General features: G+C 72.8%; 18 protein-coding genes and 1 pseudogene. 18 read left to right on the forward strand and 1 reads right to left on the reverse strand.

What is annotated here, in order from left to right; genetic code table 11:
* Positions 1-112 precede the first annotated feature (112 nt).
* The 14 genes and pseudogenes from C6361_RS36250 to C6361_RS36315 all read left to right on the forward strand — a co-directional run bounded on the left by C6361_RS36250 (position 113) and on the right by C6361_RS36315 (position 12,316).
* The gene (locus C6361_RS36250; RefSeq protein WP_199853169.1) at positions 113-1,243 is read left to right on the forward strand and encodes a cation diffusion facilitator family transporter; all 1,131 of its coding nucleotides are present in this window, start codon (positions 113-115) and stop codon (positions 1,241-1,243) included.
* Positions 1,244-1,551: 308 nt separating this feature from the next.
* Positions 1,552-2,439: a DUF1996 domain-containing protein gene (locus C6361_RS36255; RefSeq protein ID WP_107263074.1), complete on the forward strand. Its 888-nt coding sequence runs from the start codon at positions 1,552-1,554 to the stop codon at positions 2,437-2,439.
* Positions 2,440-2,509: 70 nt separating this feature from the next.
* Positions 2,510-3,124: a DUF305 domain-containing protein gene (locus C6361_RS36260; RefSeq protein WP_107270594.1), complete on the forward strand. Its 615-nt coding sequence runs from the start codon at positions 2,510-2,512 to the stop codon at positions 3,122-3,124.
* A gap of 700 nt (positions 3,125-3,824) precedes the next feature.
* Positions 3,825-4,049: pseudogene (locus C6361_RS36265) on the forward strand (integrase core domain-containing protein); the annotation flags it as partial.
* A 159-nt stretch (positions 4,050-4,208) separates the two neighbouring features.
* A complete protein-coding gene (locus C6361_RS36270) occupies positions 4,209-6,026 on the forward strand; it encodes an ABC transporter ATP-binding protein (RefSeq protein WP_107270595.1) in 1,818 nt (605 codons plus the stop codon).
* 71 nt (positions 6,027-6,097) lie between these two features.
* Positions 6,098-6,232 carry a keywimysin-related RiPP gene (locus tag C6361_RS36275; RefSeq protein ID WP_159079647.1) on the forward strand — a complete coding sequence of 45 codons (135 nt, stop codon included), beginning with the start codon at positions 6,098-6,100 and terminating at the stop codon, positions 6,230-6,232.
* Between the two features lie 40 nt (positions 6,233-6,272).
* Positions 6,273-8,114 carry an asparagine synthase-related protein gene (locus tag C6361_RS36280; RefSeq protein ID WP_107270596.1) on the forward strand — a complete coding sequence of 614 codons (1,842 nt, stop codon included), beginning with the start codon at positions 6,273-6,275 and terminating at the stop codon, positions 8,112-8,114.
* 10 nt (positions 8,115-8,124) lie between these two features.
* Positions 8,125-8,385: a lasso peptide biosynthesis PqqD family chaperone gene (locus C6361_RS36285; protein WP_107270597.1), complete on the forward strand. Its 261-nt coding sequence runs from the start codon at positions 8,125-8,127 to the stop codon at positions 8,383-8,385.
* A complete protein-coding gene (locus tag C6361_RS36290; RefSeq protein WP_107270598.1) occupies positions 8,382-8,867 on the forward strand; it encodes a lasso peptide biosynthesis B2 protein in 486 nt (161 codons plus the stop codon). Before C6361_RS36285 ends, C6361_RS36290 begins: the two co-directional genes overlap by 4 nt.
* Complete coding sequence (locus C6361_RS36295) at positions 8,864-9,406, forward strand: MauE/DoxX family redox-associated membrane protein (protein ID WP_107270599.1); 543 nt, start codon at positions 8,864-8,866, stop codon at positions 9,404-9,406. The genes C6361_RS36290 and C6361_RS36295 overlap by 4 nt, the downstream gene beginning before the upstream one ends.
* Positions 9,407-9,415: 9 nt before the next feature.
* Entirely contained in the window at positions 9,416-9,970 is a 555-nt protein-coding gene (locus tag C6361_RS36300; protein WP_107270600.1) for a redoxin family protein, read from the forward strand.
* 101 nt (positions 9,971-10,071) lie between these two features.
* Positions 10,072-10,770, forward strand: a complete 699-nt coding sequence (locus C6361_RS36305) for a hypothetical protein (protein WP_107270601.1) — start codon at positions 10,072-10,074, stop codon at positions 10,768-10,770.
* On the forward strand, positions 10,767-11,132 hold the full coding sequence (locus tag C6361_RS36310; RefSeq protein ID WP_234359217.1) for a transcriptional regulator: 366 nt from the start codon (positions 10,767-10,769) through the stop codon (positions 11,130-11,132). The genes C6361_RS36305 and C6361_RS36310 overlap by 4 nt, the downstream gene beginning before the upstream one ends.
* Positions 11,129-12,316 carry an acetylhydrolase gene (locus tag C6361_RS36315; RefSeq protein ID WP_107270602.1) on the forward strand — a complete coding sequence of 396 codons (1,188 nt, stop codon included), beginning with the start codon at positions 11,129-11,131 and terminating at the stop codon, positions 12,314-12,316. Before C6361_RS36310 ends, C6361_RS36315 begins: the two co-directional genes overlap by 4 nt.
* 300 nt (positions 12,317-12,616) lie before the next feature.
* Here C6361_RS36315 and C6361_RS36325 read toward each other — a convergent pair whose 3' ends face one another.
* A complete protein-coding gene (locus C6361_RS36325; protein WP_107270604.1) occupies positions 12,617-13,321 on the reverse strand; it encodes a B3/4 domain-containing protein in 705 nt (234 codons plus the stop codon).
* A gap of 80 nt (positions 13,322-13,401) precedes the next feature.
* On the opposite strand from C6361_RS36325, the gene C6361_RS36330 reads away from it, so the two are divergent.
* From C6361_RS36330 to C6361_RS36345, 4 genes are all read left to right on the forward strand, one after another.
* Positions 13,402-14,886, forward strand: coding sequence for a PLP-dependent aminotransferase family protein (locus tag C6361_RS36330; RefSeq protein ID WP_107270605.1), 1,485 nt, complete (start codon positions 13,402-13,404; stop codon positions 14,884-14,886).
* A gap of 78 nt (positions 14,887-14,964) precedes the next feature.
* On the forward strand, positions 14,965-15,822 hold the full coding sequence (locus C6361_RS36335; RefSeq protein WP_107270606.1) for an SMP-30/gluconolactonase/LRE family protein: 858 nt from the start codon (positions 14,965-14,967) through the stop codon (positions 15,820-15,822).
* 169 nt (positions 15,823-15,991) lie between these two features.
* Positions 15,992-18,322, forward strand: a complete 2,331-nt coding sequence (locus C6361_RS36340) for an excinuclease ABC subunit UvrA (protein WP_107270607.1) — start codon at positions 15,992-15,994, stop codon at positions 18,320-18,322.
* Positions 18,319-18,711, forward strand: a complete 393-nt coding sequence (locus tag C6361_RS36345; protein WP_107270608.1) for a hypothetical protein — start codon at positions 18,319-18,321, stop codon at positions 18,709-18,711. Before C6361_RS36340 ends, C6361_RS36345 begins: the two co-directional genes overlap by 4 nt.
* Positions 18,712-18,721: the final 10 nt, after the last annotated feature.

Consider the following 18,721-nt stretch of genomic DNA (forward strand, 5'->3'; position numbering starts at 1 on the left):
CGTAAGCTCGGCGTTCAGCCTAGAGACCGGGTACGACGAAGCGACCTCCCCGGTCCCGTCGGACTCGGGGCAACCGCCGGCTGGGCCCCGGCCCGGCACCTAGGCTGACCTCATGGCCGAGCCGGCGCGCAGCCCGGACGCCGAGCCGGGCGGAAACGGGCCGTACGCGCGCCGGCCGGACGCACCCGGGCCGGGCGTACCGGGGCCCGGTGCACCCGAGCCGGGCGTACGCCAGCCGGGCGGCGCCCGGAGCACCCAGCACACCGAGGGCTCGGCCGCCGGTCAGGCACCCTGGTCGCAGGCGGGACCGCTGAGTTCGTCGCGTTCGCAGCACAGCCAGAGCGTCGGCACGGTGATCATCGCGGGTCTGGCCAACCTCACCGTGGCGGTGGCGAAGGCGATCGCCGGGATCGTCTCCGGCTCGGCCGCGGTGCTCTCCGAGGCGGCCCACTCGGTCGCCGACACCACCACCGAGCTGCTGCTCTTCATCGCGCTGCGGCGAGGCGCCCGGCCACCGACCACGCAGTACCCGTTCGGCTATGGCCGGGAGAGCTACCTCTGGGCGTTCGTCGCCGCCGTGGTCACCTTCGTCATCGGTGCCGGGTTCTCCATCTTTCAGGGTGTGGAGGCGATCCAGCAGCGGCACGAGGACCTGGACCCGCTCGTCGCGTACGTGGTGCTGGTGGTCTCCTTCGTGGCCGAGGGCATCTCGCTGACCCGCTCGGTACGCCAGTTGCGCCGTCGGGCGGCGCGCTGGCGCGTCTCCTGGCTGCGGGTGGCCCGGCGTACCCCGAACACCACGATCAAGGCGGTACTGCTGGAGGACAGCGCGGCGCTGGTCGGGCTGGTCCTGGCGGGCATCGGGGTGGGTGCCTCGGAGCTGACCGGCAGCCCGGTCTGGGACGGCGTCGCCTCGATCGCGATCGGCGTGCTGCTGCTGGTGGTGGCGACCACCCTGGCGCACAACAACATCGCGCTGCTGGTCGGCCGGGCGGCCCAGGACGCGGTACGGGCGGAGATCGAGCAGGAGTTGGCGGCGGTGCCGGATCTCCGGGGCGTGGACCGGTTGATGACGCTGCAACTCGGGCCGGAGGACATCCTGGTGGCGGTGAAGGTCAACTTCGCCGACGACGCCAGCCGGGAGGAGATCGAGATCGCCGCCGACGAGGCGGAACGGCGACTGATCGCCCGCAACCCGGCGATCCGGTACGTCTTCCTCGACCCGACCCGCCGCCCCGGCTGACGATGCGCGGCCGCCGCCCCGGCTGACGATGCGCCTTCGCCGGTCCGAGGGGAGGATGCGCCTTCGCCGGCCCAGTGGAGGAGGCGCGCTCGCCGTGCCGGTGGAGATGAGCGGTTCGGGGCGGAAGTATTGACAGCTTTCGACGGCAGGCTCAAGCTGGTGGATGTGAGAGAGAGCGCTCTCTCACACCTCGAACGAGGGCAGACCACCACCAGTCTGGCCACCACCCAGTCTGGCCAGCGATCTCCGACGCCTTCGGCGGCGGCGCCGGAACCCTCGCTGGCCGCTCACCAGCTAGGAGTGCCCACATGGAAAGGGCCGCACCCCTGCCCGCGCCGCGCCGCCGGCTGAGGATCGTGACACTGTTCGGTGCCCTGCTCGTCCTGCTCGGCGGCTACGCCGTGGTCGAGCGGGCGGAGCCGGCCGAGGCCCGGATCGTCCGGGTCGCCGAGTTCCTGGCCGACTGTCCGTACAGCCACCGGCTGCCGGACGACCCGATCATCTACCCGGGCCTGCCCGGCGCCTCGCACATGCACAGCTTCTTCGGCGCGACGACCACCAACGCCTACACCAACCTGGCCGACCTGCTGAACTCCAACACCACCTGCAACCCCCGGGTCGACGTCTCGTCCTACTGGGTGCCCACCCTCTACGCGGACAACGTCCCGGTGGAGCCGGCCATCGTCACGTTCTACTACCTCGGCGAGGGCGTCCGCAGCGACATCGTCGCCAACACCCAGCCACTGCCGCTGGGCCTGCGGATCGTGGCCGGCAACGCCCGGGCCACCGGCCCGGACTCGACCACGATCTCCCGGTGGTCCTGCCTGCACGCGGGGCACGTCGGCGCGTCCAAGGACTTCGTCAACTGTCCGTCCGGGACGATGCTGGAGTCGTACCTCGACTTCCCGCAGTGCTGGAACGGCCGCGACCTCGACTCGCCGGACCACAAGAGCCACATGGCGTACCCGGTGAACCAGGCATGCCCGCCCAGCCACCCGGTGGCGGTGCCGAAGCTCCGCCAGGTGCTGCGCTACCCGGTGAGCGGCAACCCGGCGCGGTTCCGGCTCGCCTCCGGTGGCGGTTTCACGATGCACGGTGACTTCTTCAACGCCTGGCCCGAGGCCGAGATGCTGCGCCGGGTCCGGGACTGCATCCGCCCCGTGATCAAGTGCGGTGCGGACGGTCGCCCGAGCTGACCGTGGGCTCCGGGGTGGGTCCGGCTCCGGCCGGACCCACCCCGGGACAGCGACCGGAGGGAACCGGGAAATGAGGTTCGGCACCGTGGCACCGGCCGCCGCGGCGCTCGTCGCGCTCCTGCTGGTCGGCGGGTGCGCCGGCTCCGACGCGGCGCCAGCGTCCGTTTCGGGTACGCCCACCAGCGCGGCCACGGCTGGTCGACCAGCCGTCCCGACGGGTACGCCCAGCCTGTCCGGCCCGTTCAACGGCACCGACATCGCCTGGCTGCAACTCACCGTCGCCATGCACGAGCGGGTACTGCCGCTGCTGGACCTGGTGCCCCAACGCACCGCCGACCCGGCCGTACGCCGGCTCGCCGCCCGGGTACGGGAGACCCACCGCGCCGATCTGGACCGGTCCCGGCGCCTGCTCGACCGCTCCGGTGCGCCGAAGACCAACCCGCACGAGGGGCACGACATGCCGGGCATGGTCACCGCCGCCGAGCTGACCGCGCTCGGTACGGCCCCGGAAGCCGAGTTCCGCCGCCTCTTCGGCCAGCACCTCAGGGCGCACCTGGAGCAGTCGGTCCGGGTCGCCGGTGCCGAGCAGCGCTCCGGAGCCGACCCCGAGACCACCGCCCTGGCCGGCACGATCGTCCGGACCGGCAGCGCCTACCTGACCCGACTCGCCCAACTCCCGGACTGACCGCCGCCACTCAGCCTGCCGCGACCACTCAGCCGGACGCCACCGTCCAGCCGAAGGCCGGGAACACGGAGCCGTACACCGTGGTTACACCTGGCGTAGGTCCCGCAGCAGCGGGCCCGGCACCTGACCGGGACTGCGGCGCGGGCCGAACAGATTCCGACACTTCAGACTTAACGCCTTATTCTTTCCAGGTTCGACCCCGATTTGGCGTTGCCGCCTCGGGCGTGTAACTTTCTCTCCCGGCAGGGCACCGGGCAAGACCGCAAGGCAACACCGCGGCGGCCGGCCTGCCAAACCCCGAACGATCGCGGCGGTAGCCCGTCGCGTCCGTGCGGGTGCACGACGGCTGGACGAAGCATGACAAACCGGGAGACATCGGTTTGACGAGGCGGAAACAGTCGGGTAAAGTACAACAAGTGCCTGGCGGAAACGGCGGGTGCGGATAAGCCCCGGGTGGCTGGTCTTTGTGGCTGGTTGTCTGGTGTGTGGTTGTTCTTTGAGAACTCAACAGGGTGCTTGATAAGCCAGTGCCAAATGGTTTTTTGTTTGGCAGCAAGTGTTTTATTGTTGCCGGGTTGCAAATTTTTCGATGGTTTTTGTTGGAGAGTTTGATCCTGGCTCAGGACGAACGCTGGCGGCGTGCTTAACACATGCAAGTCGAGCGGAAAGGCCCTTCGGGGTACTCGTCGGCGCACAACCCCGCTTCACCCGCCGCTACCGACCACAAACCAACGGCAAAGCCGAACGCTTCAACCGCACCCTCCTCGACGAATGGGCCTACCAACAGCCCTACACCAGCAACCAACACCGCGCCGACGCCCTACCCACCTGGATCCACACCTACAACCACCATCGCGGACACACCGCACTCGGAGGCCAACCACCCATCAGCCGCGTCAACAACGATGCTGGTCCCTACAGCTAGCCGCCCGCCCGGCCCGGGGCCGGCGACGGCTGCACTCCGCCGGCCCGGCCCGCCGGTAAAAGCTCCGGTATAGCTCGAATATCGGACCTCACCGGAGGGTGTCGGTGGGCCGGCGCCGATCACGGCCGGCACCTCCGACACCCCGGTGAGGACGACGGCATGCTTCCCATCCCCGGTGCCGCCGGTCGGGCGCCGCTGGCGTCCCTGCTGAGCTACGTCCGCCCGCACGCCCGTGGACTGCTCGGCGGAGCGGCCCTGATGTTCCTCGGCGGACTGGCCAACCTCGCCCAGCCGATGGTGGTCAAGAGCCTGATCGACGCGCTGACCGGCGGCACCCCGTACCGCGAGCCGATGCTGCTGCTGGTGGCGCTGCTGCTGCTCAGCGTGGTCGTCGGGGTCTGGGGCATGTACCTCGTGGAGCTGACCGCCGAGAGCGTCGTGCTGACCGCGCGCCGCCGGCTCGTCGCCCGGCTGCTGCGCCTGCGCATCGCGGTCGTGGACGGCGCCGAGCCCGGGGACCTGCTGTCCCGGGCGACCGGGGACACCACCCAACTGCGCGCGGCGGCCACCAGCAACGTCGTCGACCTGGTGGCCGGGGTACTCCAGATCGCGGGCGCGGTGGTGCTGATGGCCCGACTCGACGCGGTCCTGCTCGCGGTGGTACTGGTCGTCCTGCTGATGCTCGCCGCCGTGACCCTGGCGCTGGTGCCACGGATCCGCAGCGCCGGGGAAGAGGCGCAGGAGGCGGTCGGCGGGATGGGCGCGGTCCTCGAACGTACCCTGGGCGCCTTTCGGACCGTCAAGGCCAACGGCGCCGAGGAGCGGCAGGCCGCCGCCGTGCACGCCGCCGCCCGGCAGGCGTGGCGGCGGGGGCGGCAGGCGGCGCGCTGGGTCTCGCTGGCCGGCATCGCCACCGGCCTCGCCGTCCAGGTCGCCTTCATCGTGGTGCTGGGGGTGGGTGGGGCGCGGGTCGCCGCCGGTGGTCTCGCCGTCTCGTCCCTGGTGGCCTTCCTGCTGTACCTCTTCTACCTCGGCGGCCCGGTGACCCAGCTGGTCGGCGGCGTCACCGGGCTACAGGCGGGCCTGGCCGCCGTCCGGCGCATCGACGGGATCGCCGAACTCGCCGCCGAGGACCTGGACCGGCCCGCCGACGCCCCGGCGGCGGGCACCCCCGCGCCCGTGACGGTGGCGTTCCGGGACGTCTCGCTGCGGCACCGGCCCGGCGGCCCGGCGATCCTGGAACACGTCGAGCTGCGACTGCCGGCGACCGGGCTGACCGCCGTCGTGGGACCCTCCGGAGCCGGCAAGACGACCCTGCTGGCGCTGATCGAACGCTTCTACGACCCCACCAGCGGGCAGGTCGAGATCGACGGCCGCGACGTCCGGGACTGGCCGCTGGCCGACCTGCGGGCCCGGATCGGCTACGTCGAGCAGGACGCCCCGGTCCTCTCCGGAACGCTGCGGGACAACGTGACGATGGGCTCGGCATCCGCACCGGAGCCGTGGCTGGCGGAGGTCCTCGAACAGACCCGCCTCGTCCCGCTGCTCCGGCGGCTGCCGGACGGCCTCGACACCGCGGTCGGCCACCACGGTACGACGCTCTCCGGCGGGGAACGGCAACGCATCGCCATCGCCCGTGCCCTGCTGCGCCGACCGGGGCTGCTGCTGCTCGACGAGCCGACCTCGCAGCTCGACGCCATGAACGAACGCGCGCTCGGCGAGATCGTCGCCGCCGTCGCCCGGACCACCACGGTGGTGATGGTGGCGCACCGGCTCTCCACGGTGACCCGGGCCGACCGCATCGTCGTGCTGGACGCGGGCCGGGTTCGTGCGGTCGGCACGCACGCCGACCTGGTGGACGGCTGTGAACTCTACCGAGGACTGGCCGCGACCCAGTTGCTGGCCGGAGCCGGTGCGCAGGCGCCGAGGCCCGGTGCGCAGGCGTCGAGGCAAAGCGCCGATATCGCAACAATATAGATCGACCTCGGATAGTGCTTGCACCACGGGCTCAGGACGCCGGAGCCCGACCACACCGAGGAGGTACATCGATGGTGAAGAAGACCGCCTACGAGCGGCCCACCCTGTCGAAGCAGGGCACGTTCGCCCGCAAGACCGCCGGCAGCCTGTTCACCAGCTGCCGGGAGTCGTTCGTCACCCAGAAGCCGCGTTCGGTCTGCAGCTGACGGCCCGGACCCACCGTACCGACGCAGAGGGGTAGTACCCATGGTGGCCGTTCCGGACCTGGCATCCGGGCTCTCGTGGTTCGTGGTCGTCCCGGACACCGACGCCGGTCGCGCGCTCGTCGAGCCGCTCCGGCACCGGGTCCCGACGCTGCGCACCCTCACCCATGCCTCCGGGCGTCCATGGCTGCTCGGTCGGTGGACCGACGACGAGGTGGCGGTGGCCGAGTTCGGCGACCGCCGCCTCGTCGCGCTGGGCGAACACCGTCTCTCGGCCGGTGACCTCGAACGGCGTGCTGCGGGCACCCGCGACGCCGCGCAGATGTGTGCCGCCCTACAGGGCCTGCCCGGCAGCTTCCACGCGCTCGCCACCACCCCGGCGGGGACGGCGGTGCAGGGCAGCCTGTCGGGATACCGCCGGGTCTACTTCGTCGCGGCGGGCGAGCGGAGCGCCGCCGGTGACCGGGCCGACGTACTGGCCGGGCTCACCGGTGCGCGGGTCGACGAGGAGGCACTCGCCCTGCGGATGCTCGCCCCGTACGCCCCCTGGCCGATCTTCTGGCAGCCGGTCTGGCGCGGCGTGCAGGCCGTACCCCCGGACCGGCGCCTGCTGCTGGACCGTGCCACGGCGCCGCGCACCGTGACCCGGTGGCGCGCTCCCGAACCCGTGCTCGACCTGGCCACCGCCGCCGACCGGTTGCGCCGGGCGCTCTCCGACGCCGTCGCCGTACGCGCGGGCGGCCACGGAGTGATCGCCAGCGACCTGAGCGGGATGGATTCGACGTCGCTCTGCGCACTGGCCGCCCGGGGCGGCAGCCGGGTGGTCGGGCTGACCTGCGTGAGCCCGGACCCGCTCGACGACGACCTGCCGTGGGCCCGCCGGGCCGCCGCCGAACTCGGCTCGGTGACCCACGAGGTGGTGGCGGGCGAGGCGAACCCCCTGCCGTACGAGGGGATCCTCCGGGCGGAGGACCGCTTCGACGAGCCGACCGCCGCCGTGCTGTACCGGGCGAGCTTCCTCGCCGTGTCCCGCCGGGCTCTGGCGCACGGTGCTCGTACCCGCCTCACCGGGTTCGGTGGTGACGAACTGCTCAGCGCCGACCCGGTGCTGCAACTGACCCTGCTGAGGACGCATCCCTGGCAGGCCCTTCGTCAACTGCGGCTGCTGGGCGCGGCCTACCGGTGGCGACGCCGGGACACGCTGCGGGCGGTCCTGGACAGACGCCCGTACGGCCGCTGGATGGCGTCGCTCGACAGGGACCTCGACGCTGCCCGACTCAGCCGTCCCCGGCCACTCCTCGACTGGGGCGCACCGGTCGCGACCGCGCCGTGGCTCACCCCGGAGGCCCGGGCGGCCCTGGGCGAGGCACTGCGCGAGCGGGCGGCCGAGGCGGCGCCGCTCGCCGACGACCGGGGGCTGCACGGCCGGCTCACCGGGGTGTACGCGGGTGCGGCGAACGCCCGGCACCTCGCCCAGTCGACCCGGCGGGTCGGGGTGAGGGCCGCCCTGCCGTACCTCGACGACCAGGTCGTCGAGGCGTGCCTGGCGGTACACCCCGCGCACGTCACCGCTCCCCGGGACTACAAGCCGCTGATCCGCGCCGCCATGCAGGGGGTACTGCCACCGGCGCTGCTCGCCCGGGACACCAAGGCCGACACCTCGATCGCGGCTGCCCGGGGCGCCGACCGGCACCGCGACGACCTGCTCGCACTCGCCGACGATTCGCGGCTGGCCGGGCACGGCCTCGTGGACGCCGCCGCGCTGCGCGCCGCCGTACGCAGCCCGGACGACCGCACCTGGTACGACCTCGACCAGACCCTGGCCTGCGAGACCTGGCTGCGCACCGTGGAAGCCGTACCCGTACCCGCACCCGCTATCCGATGAGGGAAAGACCATGACCTGGAAGCTGCGCGACCGGGTGTCCTGGACACCGACCGAGTACGGCGGCGTGCTCCTCGACGCCACATCCGGCCAGTACTGGACGCTCAACCCGAGCGCGGCGGCGGTGCTCGCCTCGCTGCTGGCCGACGGGGATCCCGGACACGCGGCGGCCCGACTCGAGGAGCGGTTCGACGGCGACCCCACGGTGATGGCCGCGGACGTGTCCGGGCTGATCGCCGACCTGGAGGCGGCCGGACTGGTGGTCGCCGGGTGACCTCGGAACAGGTTCTCCGGCACGACCCCGGGCGCCTCGGTGTGCGGCGGCGGCTCGTCGTGCGCGCGGTCGTCGCCGTGGCCAGGCTGCTGGCCGTGCAGAGGCCCGACCGCATCCGTCGGGTACTGCACCGGCTCAGTCGTGGCGCGCGTCCGGCGAGCCGTGCGGAGGCGGCCGCCGCACGCCGGGACACCGTCATGACCAGTGCCTTCTGTAGTGGTCCACTGGGATGCCTGCCGCGTTCGATCGCCACGGTGCTGCTCTGTCGGCTCGCCGGCAGCTGGCCGGTGTGGCACGCCGGCGTACGCCGGTATCCGCCGTTCGGGGCGCATGCCTGGGTCTCGGTGGACGGCGTCGCGGTGGACGAGCCGTACCCGGAGGACTTCCACATCCCCCTGCTGACCGTCGCCGCCGACGAGCGCGTCGTCGAGGAGCGCGTCGTCGAGGAGCGCGTCGTCGAGGGTCTACGGGAGTTCGGGTGAGCGGCGTGCTCCCGTACCTCTCCGTGGTCTGCCGTGGCACCGTCGTCGTGGTCTTCGCGTTCGCCGCGCTCGGCAAGCTCCGCAGCCGGGCGGCGTACGCCCGGTTCCGCCGTTCCACCCGGCTCTTGACGGGCCTGCCGGAGGAGCCGGCCTCGGCGCTCGCGCGGTTCGTCGTCGCCGGTGAGGTGACCGTGGCGCTGACCGCCGCCGCCGGCCCGCTCTCGTCGGTCGGGCTCGGCCTGGCCGGCGTACTGCTCTGCGGCTTCACCTGGGCGCTGGCCCGGTCCCCGAGGTCCGGGCAGGCCCTGGAGTGCGAGTGCTTCGGCTCGTCGGTCTCGGCCACCCGCCGCACCGCCCTCGCCCGCAACCTCCTGCTGCTGGGCGTGGTCTCCGGCGGCCTGCTGAGCACCCGGATCGCCGCCGGAGCGGTGTCGATGCGCTGGGACGCCACGCTGGTGTGCCTGGTCGGCGCCGTGGCACTGGCCGGCGTCATCACCCGGCTGCACGAGATCACCTCCCTCTTCACCGCTCGTCTGTGAGGCCGCGCCATGTCCGTGCTCGTCGCCGTCGTCGTGCTCAGCAGCGCCGTGTGCGCGTTCAACACCGCCCTGCTGGTCGCGGTGGTGCGACGCCTGCGCTACCAGTCCGAACTGCTCTCCGAGGTGGAGCGGCAGGGGGTTCCGGCGCGGGCGCTGTCGCGCGGTGACGCCGTGCGGGACTTCCTCGTCCACGACACCCAGGGCCGGCCGGTCACCCCGGACGTACCGGCGGCCACCCTGGTCGGGTTCTTCAGTCCGACCTGTGCGTCCTGCCGTCGTGAACGCGCACGGTTCCGGGCGGTGGCGGCGCGCTGGCCGGGTGGTCCGGCACGGGTGCTCGCCGTGGTGACCGGGCCGGACGCGTCGGCCCGGTTCCTCGCCCGGCTGGAGCCGGTGGCCCGGATCGTCGTCGACGCGGACGGCACGATGCGGCGGGCGTTCGGCATCGAGGGCTTCCCGGCGATCTTCGTACTGGCGGAGTCCGGCTGCCTGAGCTGGACCGGCATCCACGCCGATTCGGTGCCGGGGCTGAGCGCGGAACCGGTCGCCCCGCAGGCGCGGTGACCGCCAGCAGGGGGCGCGGCGGGGGCGGGGTCGGATCCCGATGACCTGTTGTCATGTGGTTGACACTTGCGCCAATAGGTTTGCGATGGAAACCTATTGGCATGACCACTGATTCGGTTCCCGCCGCCGGCGATCCCCGTCGGCTGCTGGCTGACGCGCGCGACCTCGCGCGCCGAGTTCGTCTCGCCCAGCGGGTGACCTGGTTGCCGCTGCTGGTGCTGGCCCTGGTCACCTTCGGGGCGATCCTGGTGTACCGGTTCGGCGACCCGGTCCTCAGCGGCTGCCAGCCGGTGGACCGCGGCCAGGTCTGCAAGGTCTGGTACCGGAGCGCCCAGTTCTACTGGTGGACGGCGCTGGTGCTGGCGTACGTGGTGATCGCCGGTGGATACCTGCGGGTCGCCCGGGCCCGGGGACTCGGCACCCGGGTACGGCCGTACGTGCTCACCGGCGTCGCGCTCGTCGTGCTCTCCGCAGCCGTCACGGTGGCCTGGCGACTCCTCGACAACCCGTACTTTCCCGACACCCCGCCCGCCCTCGTCCAGTTCCTCTTCCGGCTCTTCGACCCGACCGGAGCGATCGGGTTGGCCCTGCTGGTGCTGGCCTGGCTGGAACGGCGCGTCGCGCTGCTGCTCTTCGCCCTCGGATACCTGACGGTGGTGCTGGTACCGATCAACTTCGGCTGGGGAGTCGGCTGGGGCGACCGGTGGGGAATGGCCCCGCAGCTGGTCATCAACGGCGGCCTGCTGTTGCTGGGCAGCGCCGGTTTCGCGCTGGCGCAACGGCTGCGGCGACCCCGGTGACCGGCCCCGTCGACATCCCGGCTCCGGACGAGACGGAATCCCCGCACCCGGTCACCGGACTGGACGACGTGGTGCACCAGCGGGTCCGGCTCGGCATCCTCACCATCGCGCACGAGGCCCGCCGGGTCGAGTTCGGCTACCTGCGTACCCAGTTGGAGCTGACCGCCGGCAACCTCTCCAAGCACCTCGGCGTGCTGGAGGCGGCCGGCCTGGTCGAGGTCGAGAAGGGCTACGCCGGCCGGCGTGGCCGTACCTGGATCACCCTCACCGCCGCCGGCAGCACCGCGCTCGCCGAGGAGATCGCTCGGCTGAAGCTGCTCATCACCCGGATCGAGACCACCGACACCACGGAGGACCGATGACCAACGCACTGACCCGCCGACGTCTGCTCACCGCCGCGCTCGCCACCGGAGTCGCCGTGCCGCTCGGTGCCGCCGGCCACCGGTCGGCGACCCCGGCGCAGGCCGCGCCCGGCCCGGCCCGGCTCACGCTGCCGCGACCCACCGGGCCGCACCGGATCGGCACCGTGTCGCTGCACCTCGTCGACAGGTCCCGCCCGGATCCGGTCGCCGGCCCGGGACACCACCGCGAGCTGATGGCCGGCGTCTGGTATCCCGCCGCCCGGGACGCCCGGCGGCATCCGGTGGCGCCGTGGATGACCGCCGCGCCAATGGGCGACCTGCTGGCGTCCGCCGGGTTCGACGCCGATATCGCGGCGCCGCGCACGGCCGGCCAACTGGGAGCGCCGGTGCTGCGCACACCCGGACGGCTGCCCGTGATCGTCTTCTCGCACGGCAACGACGGTCACCGTGCCGAGACCACCATCGTGGTCCAGGAACTCGCCAGCCACGGCTACGTGGTGGTCACGGTGGATCACACGTACGACGGTTTCAGCGAGTTTCCCGACGGCCGGCTCACCGTCCCGCTCGACCTGTCGTTCACACCGTGGGACTCCACCCGCGACATCCGGTTCGTACTGGATCGCATCGAGGACCTCGCCGCCGGCCGCAACCCCGACGCCGGGCACCGTCGGCTGCCGGCCGGCCTGGGCGCCGCGCTCGACCCGCGTCGCATCGGCATGTTCGGCTGGTCGAAGGGCGCGACCGCGACCGCCCTCGTCATGAACACCGACCGGCGCGTCCGGGCCGGGCTCAGCTTCGACGGCCCGATGCAGTCGAACCCACCGATCACCGAGATCGACCGGCCGTTCATGCTGATGACCGCCGAGTTCAGCCGGGCCGCCGAACCGAGCGTCGAGGACATCTGGGCGTACTACCTGCGCGGGTGGCGGCTCAACGTGCACGCCGAAGGCGCGGCCCACGGGTCGTACTGCGACCACCAGTGGCTGATCCCGCAACTGGCCAGGATCATCGGGATGAGCGACGAGGAACTCGCGAGCTGGGTCGGCACCCTCGACCCGGCCCGGGCGGTACGGATCCAGCAGGCGTACCCGCTCGCCTTCTTCGACCTGCATCTGCGCCACCGCCGGCAGCGCCTGCTCGAAGGCCAGAGTGCGGCCTTCCCGGAGGTGCGGTTCATCCCCTGACAGTGAGGATGTAGGAGCGGGTCACCCGGCCGGTCTGACTCAGCCTCTGACTGACCTTGGGTGTCTTCTAGGGGATTCGTCGGTCTGCCCGGGTGACCCGTTCCTGCACTCACCGACCGGGCGGGCGAACCCGAACCAGAGCGAGTACTGGATGAGCACCATCACCCTCGCCAACTGGGCCGCCGAACGCGGATACTCCGCATAACGCACGACCGAATGGGCCAGCCCCACCCCGGGGCTGGCCCATTCGTCGTCTCCGGAACAGTACGTGCCGGACCCGCCGCCCCCGAGCCGGCGGCCTCAGGTGCCGAAGTCGAATCGCGGGCTCTCCCGGCTCAGGATCGCGGTCGTCGGTTCGACCGACCAGAGCGCGGCCAGTTCGTCCGCGAGCGCGGCGGTGAGCTTCGGGACGTCGGCCGACGCGGTCCCGTGCAACGCCTCGACGACGATCAGGATCTCGTCGGTCCCCTCCCGGACCGCCGAGTAGCCGCTCTGCCGGTTGGTCCAGCGCCGGGCGTGGGCCCGACCGTCGGCATCGGCGAAGACGACCTCGCCGACGGCCGGCTGCTCCGACTCGCCGGAGAAGGTCAGGTAGGTCTCCGTGCCGTCGGCCGGCCGTACCTCCAGGCCCCCGGCGATCCGGGTGACGTCGAAGACCCCGACCGGGATCGCGAAGGCGAGCGAGGCGGCGTTGCAGAGGTCTATCAGCGGATGGATCCCGGGCAGCGAACCCTCCCGGGCGAAGCGTCGGAGCAGCGCCTCCGCCGCACACCGGTACTGCGTCGGCTTCAGCCCCATCCGGGCGAAGGCCCGGCGCCAGGCGCGGATCTCGGGCTGCTCGGCGGCCGGTCCCGCACCGAGGCGGGTCGCGGCGGCGGCGGTGAACCCGGCGATCACCGGGTCGACCGCCGGGTCGGCGTTCCGGGCGAGGCCGGTGGCGGCGACCACCCCGGCCACCAACTCCGGATGGTCGGACCAGATCTCGGCCGAGTGTTGGAAGTACACGTCTCACCCCGTCGTCGTGCGCGCTCTCCGCCGGCCTGCGGCGGCGTCGGTGCACTCACTCTGCCCGGCACAATGGCCTGATGGACAGGGCCAAACAGGAAGCAGCCGACCGGTCCATTGCCGGCTCCGACTTCCTCCAGCTCGACATCGGCGACGCGCCGGCCGGCGGCCGGGCCGACTGGCTCGCCACCCGGCTGCGGGTGGCGATCTCGGACGGCCGGTTGCCGGTGGGCGGCCGGTTGCCGGCGACCCGGGTACTCGCCGCCGAGCTGGGCGTCTCCCGGGGCGTGGTCACCGAGGCGTACCAGCGACTCGTCGAGGACGGACACGTGGCCGGCCGGGGCCGGGGCGGGACCGTCGTCGTCTCCGCCCCGCTCGACGCGCCGGCCGTGCCGTCCCGGTCGACCGGCACCCCGGTACCGGCCCCCGGACTCTTCGGCACCGATCCCCGCCCCGACATGTTCGACTCGCTCCGCGCCGCGCCGGCCCGGATCGACCTGACGCCCGGCGTACCCGATCTCGCCGCCTTTCCGCGCGCGGCCTGGCTGCGGGCCGAACGCGCCGTGCTGCACGACCTGACGCCCGGCGACTTCGGCTACGGCGACCCGAGGGGTACCCCGAAGCTGCGGCTGGCCGTCGCGCACTGGCTGGCCCGGACCCGGGGGATTGCGGTCGACCCGGACGACGTGCTGGTGGTGGCGGGGGTCGCGCAGGCGCTGACCCTGCTCGGCCAGGTGTTGCACGCCGACGGGGTACGGACGGTGGCGGTGGAGGACCCGGGGTCGCTCGGGGTACGGCAGCAACTGCGGAGCTGGGGTCTGGCGACGCCGCCGATCCCGGTCGACGCCGGTGGGCTGCGCGTCGACGAGCTGCGCGCCAGCGGCGCCCCGGCGGTCATGCTGACCCCGGCACACCAGTTCCCGACCGGGGTGGTGCTGGACGGTGCCCGGCGGCGCGAGCTGATGCGCTGGGCGGCCGGCGGCGGGTTGATCGTGGAGGACGACTACGACGCCGAGCACCGGTACGACCGGCCACCCGTACCGGCGCTGCGGGCGGTCCTGCCCGAACAGGTCTGCTACGCCGGCAGCGTCTCCAAACTGCTCGCCCCGGCCCTGCGGGTGGGCTGGCTGCTCGCGCCGAGCCGGTACCGGGCCGCCCTGGTCGACGCGAAGCGGACGGCGGATCTCGGCAACGCCGCACTGCCGCAACTGGTCCTGGCCGAGCTGATCGGGTCGGGGGCGCTGGAACGGCAACTGCGGTTCCTGCGCCGTCGCCACGTACGCCGCCGGGACGCGATGATCGCGGCGATCCGTACCCACCTGCCGGACGCCGTGGTGCACGGCGCGGCGGCGGGACTGCACCTCATGATCACCTTCCCGGACGGTGCCGGCGCCGTCGACGACGTCGCGCTGGCGACCGCGGCACTGGCCCGGGGGGTCAAGGTGCAGCCGCTCACCTGGCACCGGCAACGTCCCGGCCCGCCCGGCCTGGTGCTCGGCTACGCCGCCAGCAGCACCGCCGAGATATCCGACGGCATCGCCACCGTCGGCGCCGTACCGCGCTGACACGATCGGCCGTACCGGCGCGGACGTGATCGGGCCGTACCGCGCTGACATGATCGGGGCTGTCGAAAGGAGCGCGACGTGGTGGACGCGACGCAGGTGACGGATCCGTGCTGCGAGCATGCCGAGGGACCGGTCTGGGATCCCCGGACGGGGCGGCTGTTGTGGGTGGACATGCTGGCCGGCGACGTACTGACGATGACGCCGGGTACGGACCGGGTGGACCGGCACCACGTCGACAGCGTCGCGGCGGTGGTCCGGCCCCGGGCCGGCGACGGCTATCTGGTCGCCGTCGAGCGCGGGTTCGTCCTCACCGACCCGCAACTTCGCACGGTACGCCGGCTGCCCGACCTCTGGACCGATCCTGACCTGCGGATGAACGAGGGCGGCTGCGACCCGGCCGGCCGGTTCTACTGCGGCTCGATGGCGTACGACACCCGGCCCGGTGCGGCGGCGCTCTACCGGCTCGACGCCGACCTGGTGGCCCGGCGGGTGCTCTCCGACGTCACCATCTCCAACGGCATCGCCTGGTCACCCGACGGCACCCTGGCGTACTACGTCGACACCCCGACCCAGCGCATCGACGTCTTCGACTACGACCCGGAGCAGCCCGTGCTGACCGGCCGACGGCCGTTCGCCCGGATCGAGTCCGCCGACGGCGCACCCGACGGGCTGACCGTGGACGCCGAGGGCGGGGTCTGGGTCGCGCTCTGGGGCGGCGGGGAGGTACGCCGCTACGCGCCGGACGGCCGACTCGACGTACGGCTGGCGGTGCCGGCCGGCCAGGTCACCGCCTGCACCTTCGGCGGGCCGGAGCTGCGCGACCTCTACATCACCACCTCGCGGCTCGGCCTGGAGGACCCGGAGCCGGCCGCCGGGGCGCTCTTCCGGGCCGACCCCGGCGTCGCCGGGCTGCCGGTCACCCCGTTCCGGGACTAGGACCGCCGCCACCGGCCGCCCGCCGCCGCTTCCCGGCTTTCGCCTAGCTTCCTGCCCCTCGCCGCCGCTTCCCGCCGCCCTGACCCGGGAGTTGAGACTTTCAGCCCCGCTGACATCGTGGCCCCTTCGTCAACTCTTAAGATGGAAGTTCAACGATAGAGTTGAGGGAATGAGTGTCGTCCAATCTTCCGGGGTCGTCCAATCTTCCGGGCAGGGTGCGCCGGTCACCGAGTGGATCCGGGTCACCGGGGCTCGCGAGCACAACCTCGCGGCCGTCGACGTCGAGATCCCCAAGCGCCGGCTGACCGTCGTCACCGGCGTCTCCGGGTCGGGGAAGTCGTCGCTGGTCTTCGAGACGATCGCCGTCGAGGGCCAGCGGCAGATGACCGAGATGCTGCCGATGTTCGTCCGTACCTTCATGCCGAGTTCGGCCCGGCCGGCCGTCGACCTGATCGAGCACCTGCCGGCGACGGTCGCGATCGACCAGCGACCGCTGACCGGCGGGCCCCGGTCCACCGTCGGCACCATCACCGACATCGCCCCGCTGCTGCGGCTGCTCTTCGCCCGGGTCGGCGAGCCGTTCGTCGGCTACCCCGACGCGTTCTCGTTCAACATGGCCGCCGGGATGTGCCCGGAGTGCGAGGGCCTCGGCGAGATCACCGACGTCGACCTGGCCGCCTTCCTCGACCCCACCCGGTCGCTCAACCAGGGGGCGCTGCTCGCCCCGACCTTCAAGGTGGGCAGCCGGGACTGGCACCTGCTCGCCGCGTCGGGCCGGCTCGACCCGGACAAGCCGGTGTCGGCGTACTCGGAGCGGGAACTCGACGACCTGCTCTACGCCACCGACGGCACGGTGCCGCTGGAGGTGGCCGGCTCGACGCTCAACCTGAGCTACGAGGGCGCGGTGGTGAAGTTCCGCCGCCGCTACCTCGACCAGCAGGCGGAGCCGGCGGAGCGGACCCGGCGGATGGTGGCGGACTACACCACCACCGTCCCGTGCCGGGCCTGCGGGGGCAGCCGGCTCTCGCCGCTGGCGCTCTCCAGCCGGGTCGGCGGGCACAACATCGCCGAACTCTGCGCGATGGAGTCGGAGGAGCTGCTCGGGGTACTGGCCGGGCTGGAGGTGCCGGCGGCGAAGCCGGTGCTCGACACCCTGGTCGCCCAGGTCGGGCACCTCGTGCAGATCGGCCTCGGCTACCTGAGCCTGGACCGGCGTACCGGCACCCTCTCCGGGGGCGAGTCGCAGCGGGTCAAGATCGTCCGACACCTCTCCAGCAGCCTCAACGACCTGCTCTACGTCTTCGACGAGCCGAGCGTCGGGCTGCACCCCCGGGACGTGCACCGGCTCACCGACCTGCTCCGCACGCTGCGGGACAAGGGAAACACCGTGCTGGTCGTCGAGCACGACCGGGACGTGATCGCGGCGGCCGACCACGTCCTCGACCTCGGCCCCGGTGCCGGTACGGCGGGCGGCCGGGTGGTCTACGCCGGAGGTGTCGAGGCGCTCGCCGACGCGGACACCCCGACGGGCCGGGCGATGACCGGGAGCACCCGGTTGAAGGCGGCGGTACGCACCCCGACCGGCGTACTCCCGATCGTCGGCGCGCGTACCCACAACCTGCGCGACCTCACCCTCGGCATCCCGGCGGGCGTACTCACCGTGATCGCCGGGGTGGCCGGCGCGGGCAAGTCGAGCCTGGTCGGCGGCGCGTTCCGGGCCCAGCACCCGGAGGCGGTGATCATCGACCAGTCGATGCCGCACGCCAACCGCCGCTCCACCGTCGTCACCTACACCGGGGTCGCCGACCAGGTCCGGGCCGAGTTCGCCCGGGCCAACCGGGTCAGCCCGGCCCTGTTCAGCGCCAACTCCTCGGGTGCCTGCGCCACCTGCGCCGGGCTGGGCGTGGTGCAGACCGACTCCGGCGCGCTGGAGGGCGTCTCGCTGGTCTGCCAGACCTGCGACGGGCGCCGCTTCTCCGACGAGGTGCTCGGTTACCGGCTGCGCGGCCGGACCATCAGCGAGGTACTGGAGATGACGGTCGCGCAGGGGCGGGAGTTCTTCGCCGGCAACCGCCGGGTCGCACCGGTACTGGCCGCGACCGCCGACGTCGGGCTGGACTATCTGCGGTTGGGTCAGCCGTTGACCAGCCTCTCCGGCGGTGAGTGTCAACGGATCAAGCTCGCCACCGGACTGCACGGCGGCGCCCCGGCGTACGTGCTCGACGAGCCGACCACCGGGCTGCACATGGCGGACGTGGGGCGGCTGCTCGGGGTACTGGACCGGCTGGTCGACGAGTACGCCGCGACCGTACTCGTGATCGAGCACAACCTGGACGTCGTCGCGCACGCCGACTGGGTGCTGGAGCTGGGGCCGGAGGGCGGCAGCCGGGGCGGTCGGGTGCTCTACCAGGGCGAGCCGCGCGGCCTGGTCGAACTGGCCAGCTCGCCGACCGGCGTGCACCTGCGGCGGGCCCTGGGGCTGGCGGAGGTGACGGCATGACCCGGGTGGTCGACGAGGAGCGTCGCCGGTTCGCCGCCGCCGTCGCCGAGGCGGCCGGGGAGGTGGTCGAGCTGCTCGGCGCCTACCAGATCCGGCCCGGAGTGCCGTTTCCGGTCGCCGAGCTGCTGCCGCTGCTGACCGCGCGGCAGCACGCCCTCCAGGTGGCCGTCGACGGGTACCCCGGGCCGCTGGCCGTGGACCCGGCGGGCCGCCCCGACCCGCTGGGCGGGGAACTCGCCGGCCTGATGAGCTGGCTGCAACTGCTCCGGGTGCTCTACCGGGGGCTGGACGACGTCCCGGAGCCGCTGCGGATCGCCGCCGGCCGGAGCTTCGCGGCCGCGCACCTCGCCGCCCGACGGGTACGCGACCGCACCCGCCGCCTGACCTGACCTCGCTCTG

Origin of the sequence: Plantactinospora sp. BC1, from assembly GCF_003030345.1 — a bacterium.
Classification (GTDB): Bacteria; Actinomycetota; Actinomycetes; order Mycobacteriales; family Micromonosporaceae; genus Plantactinospora.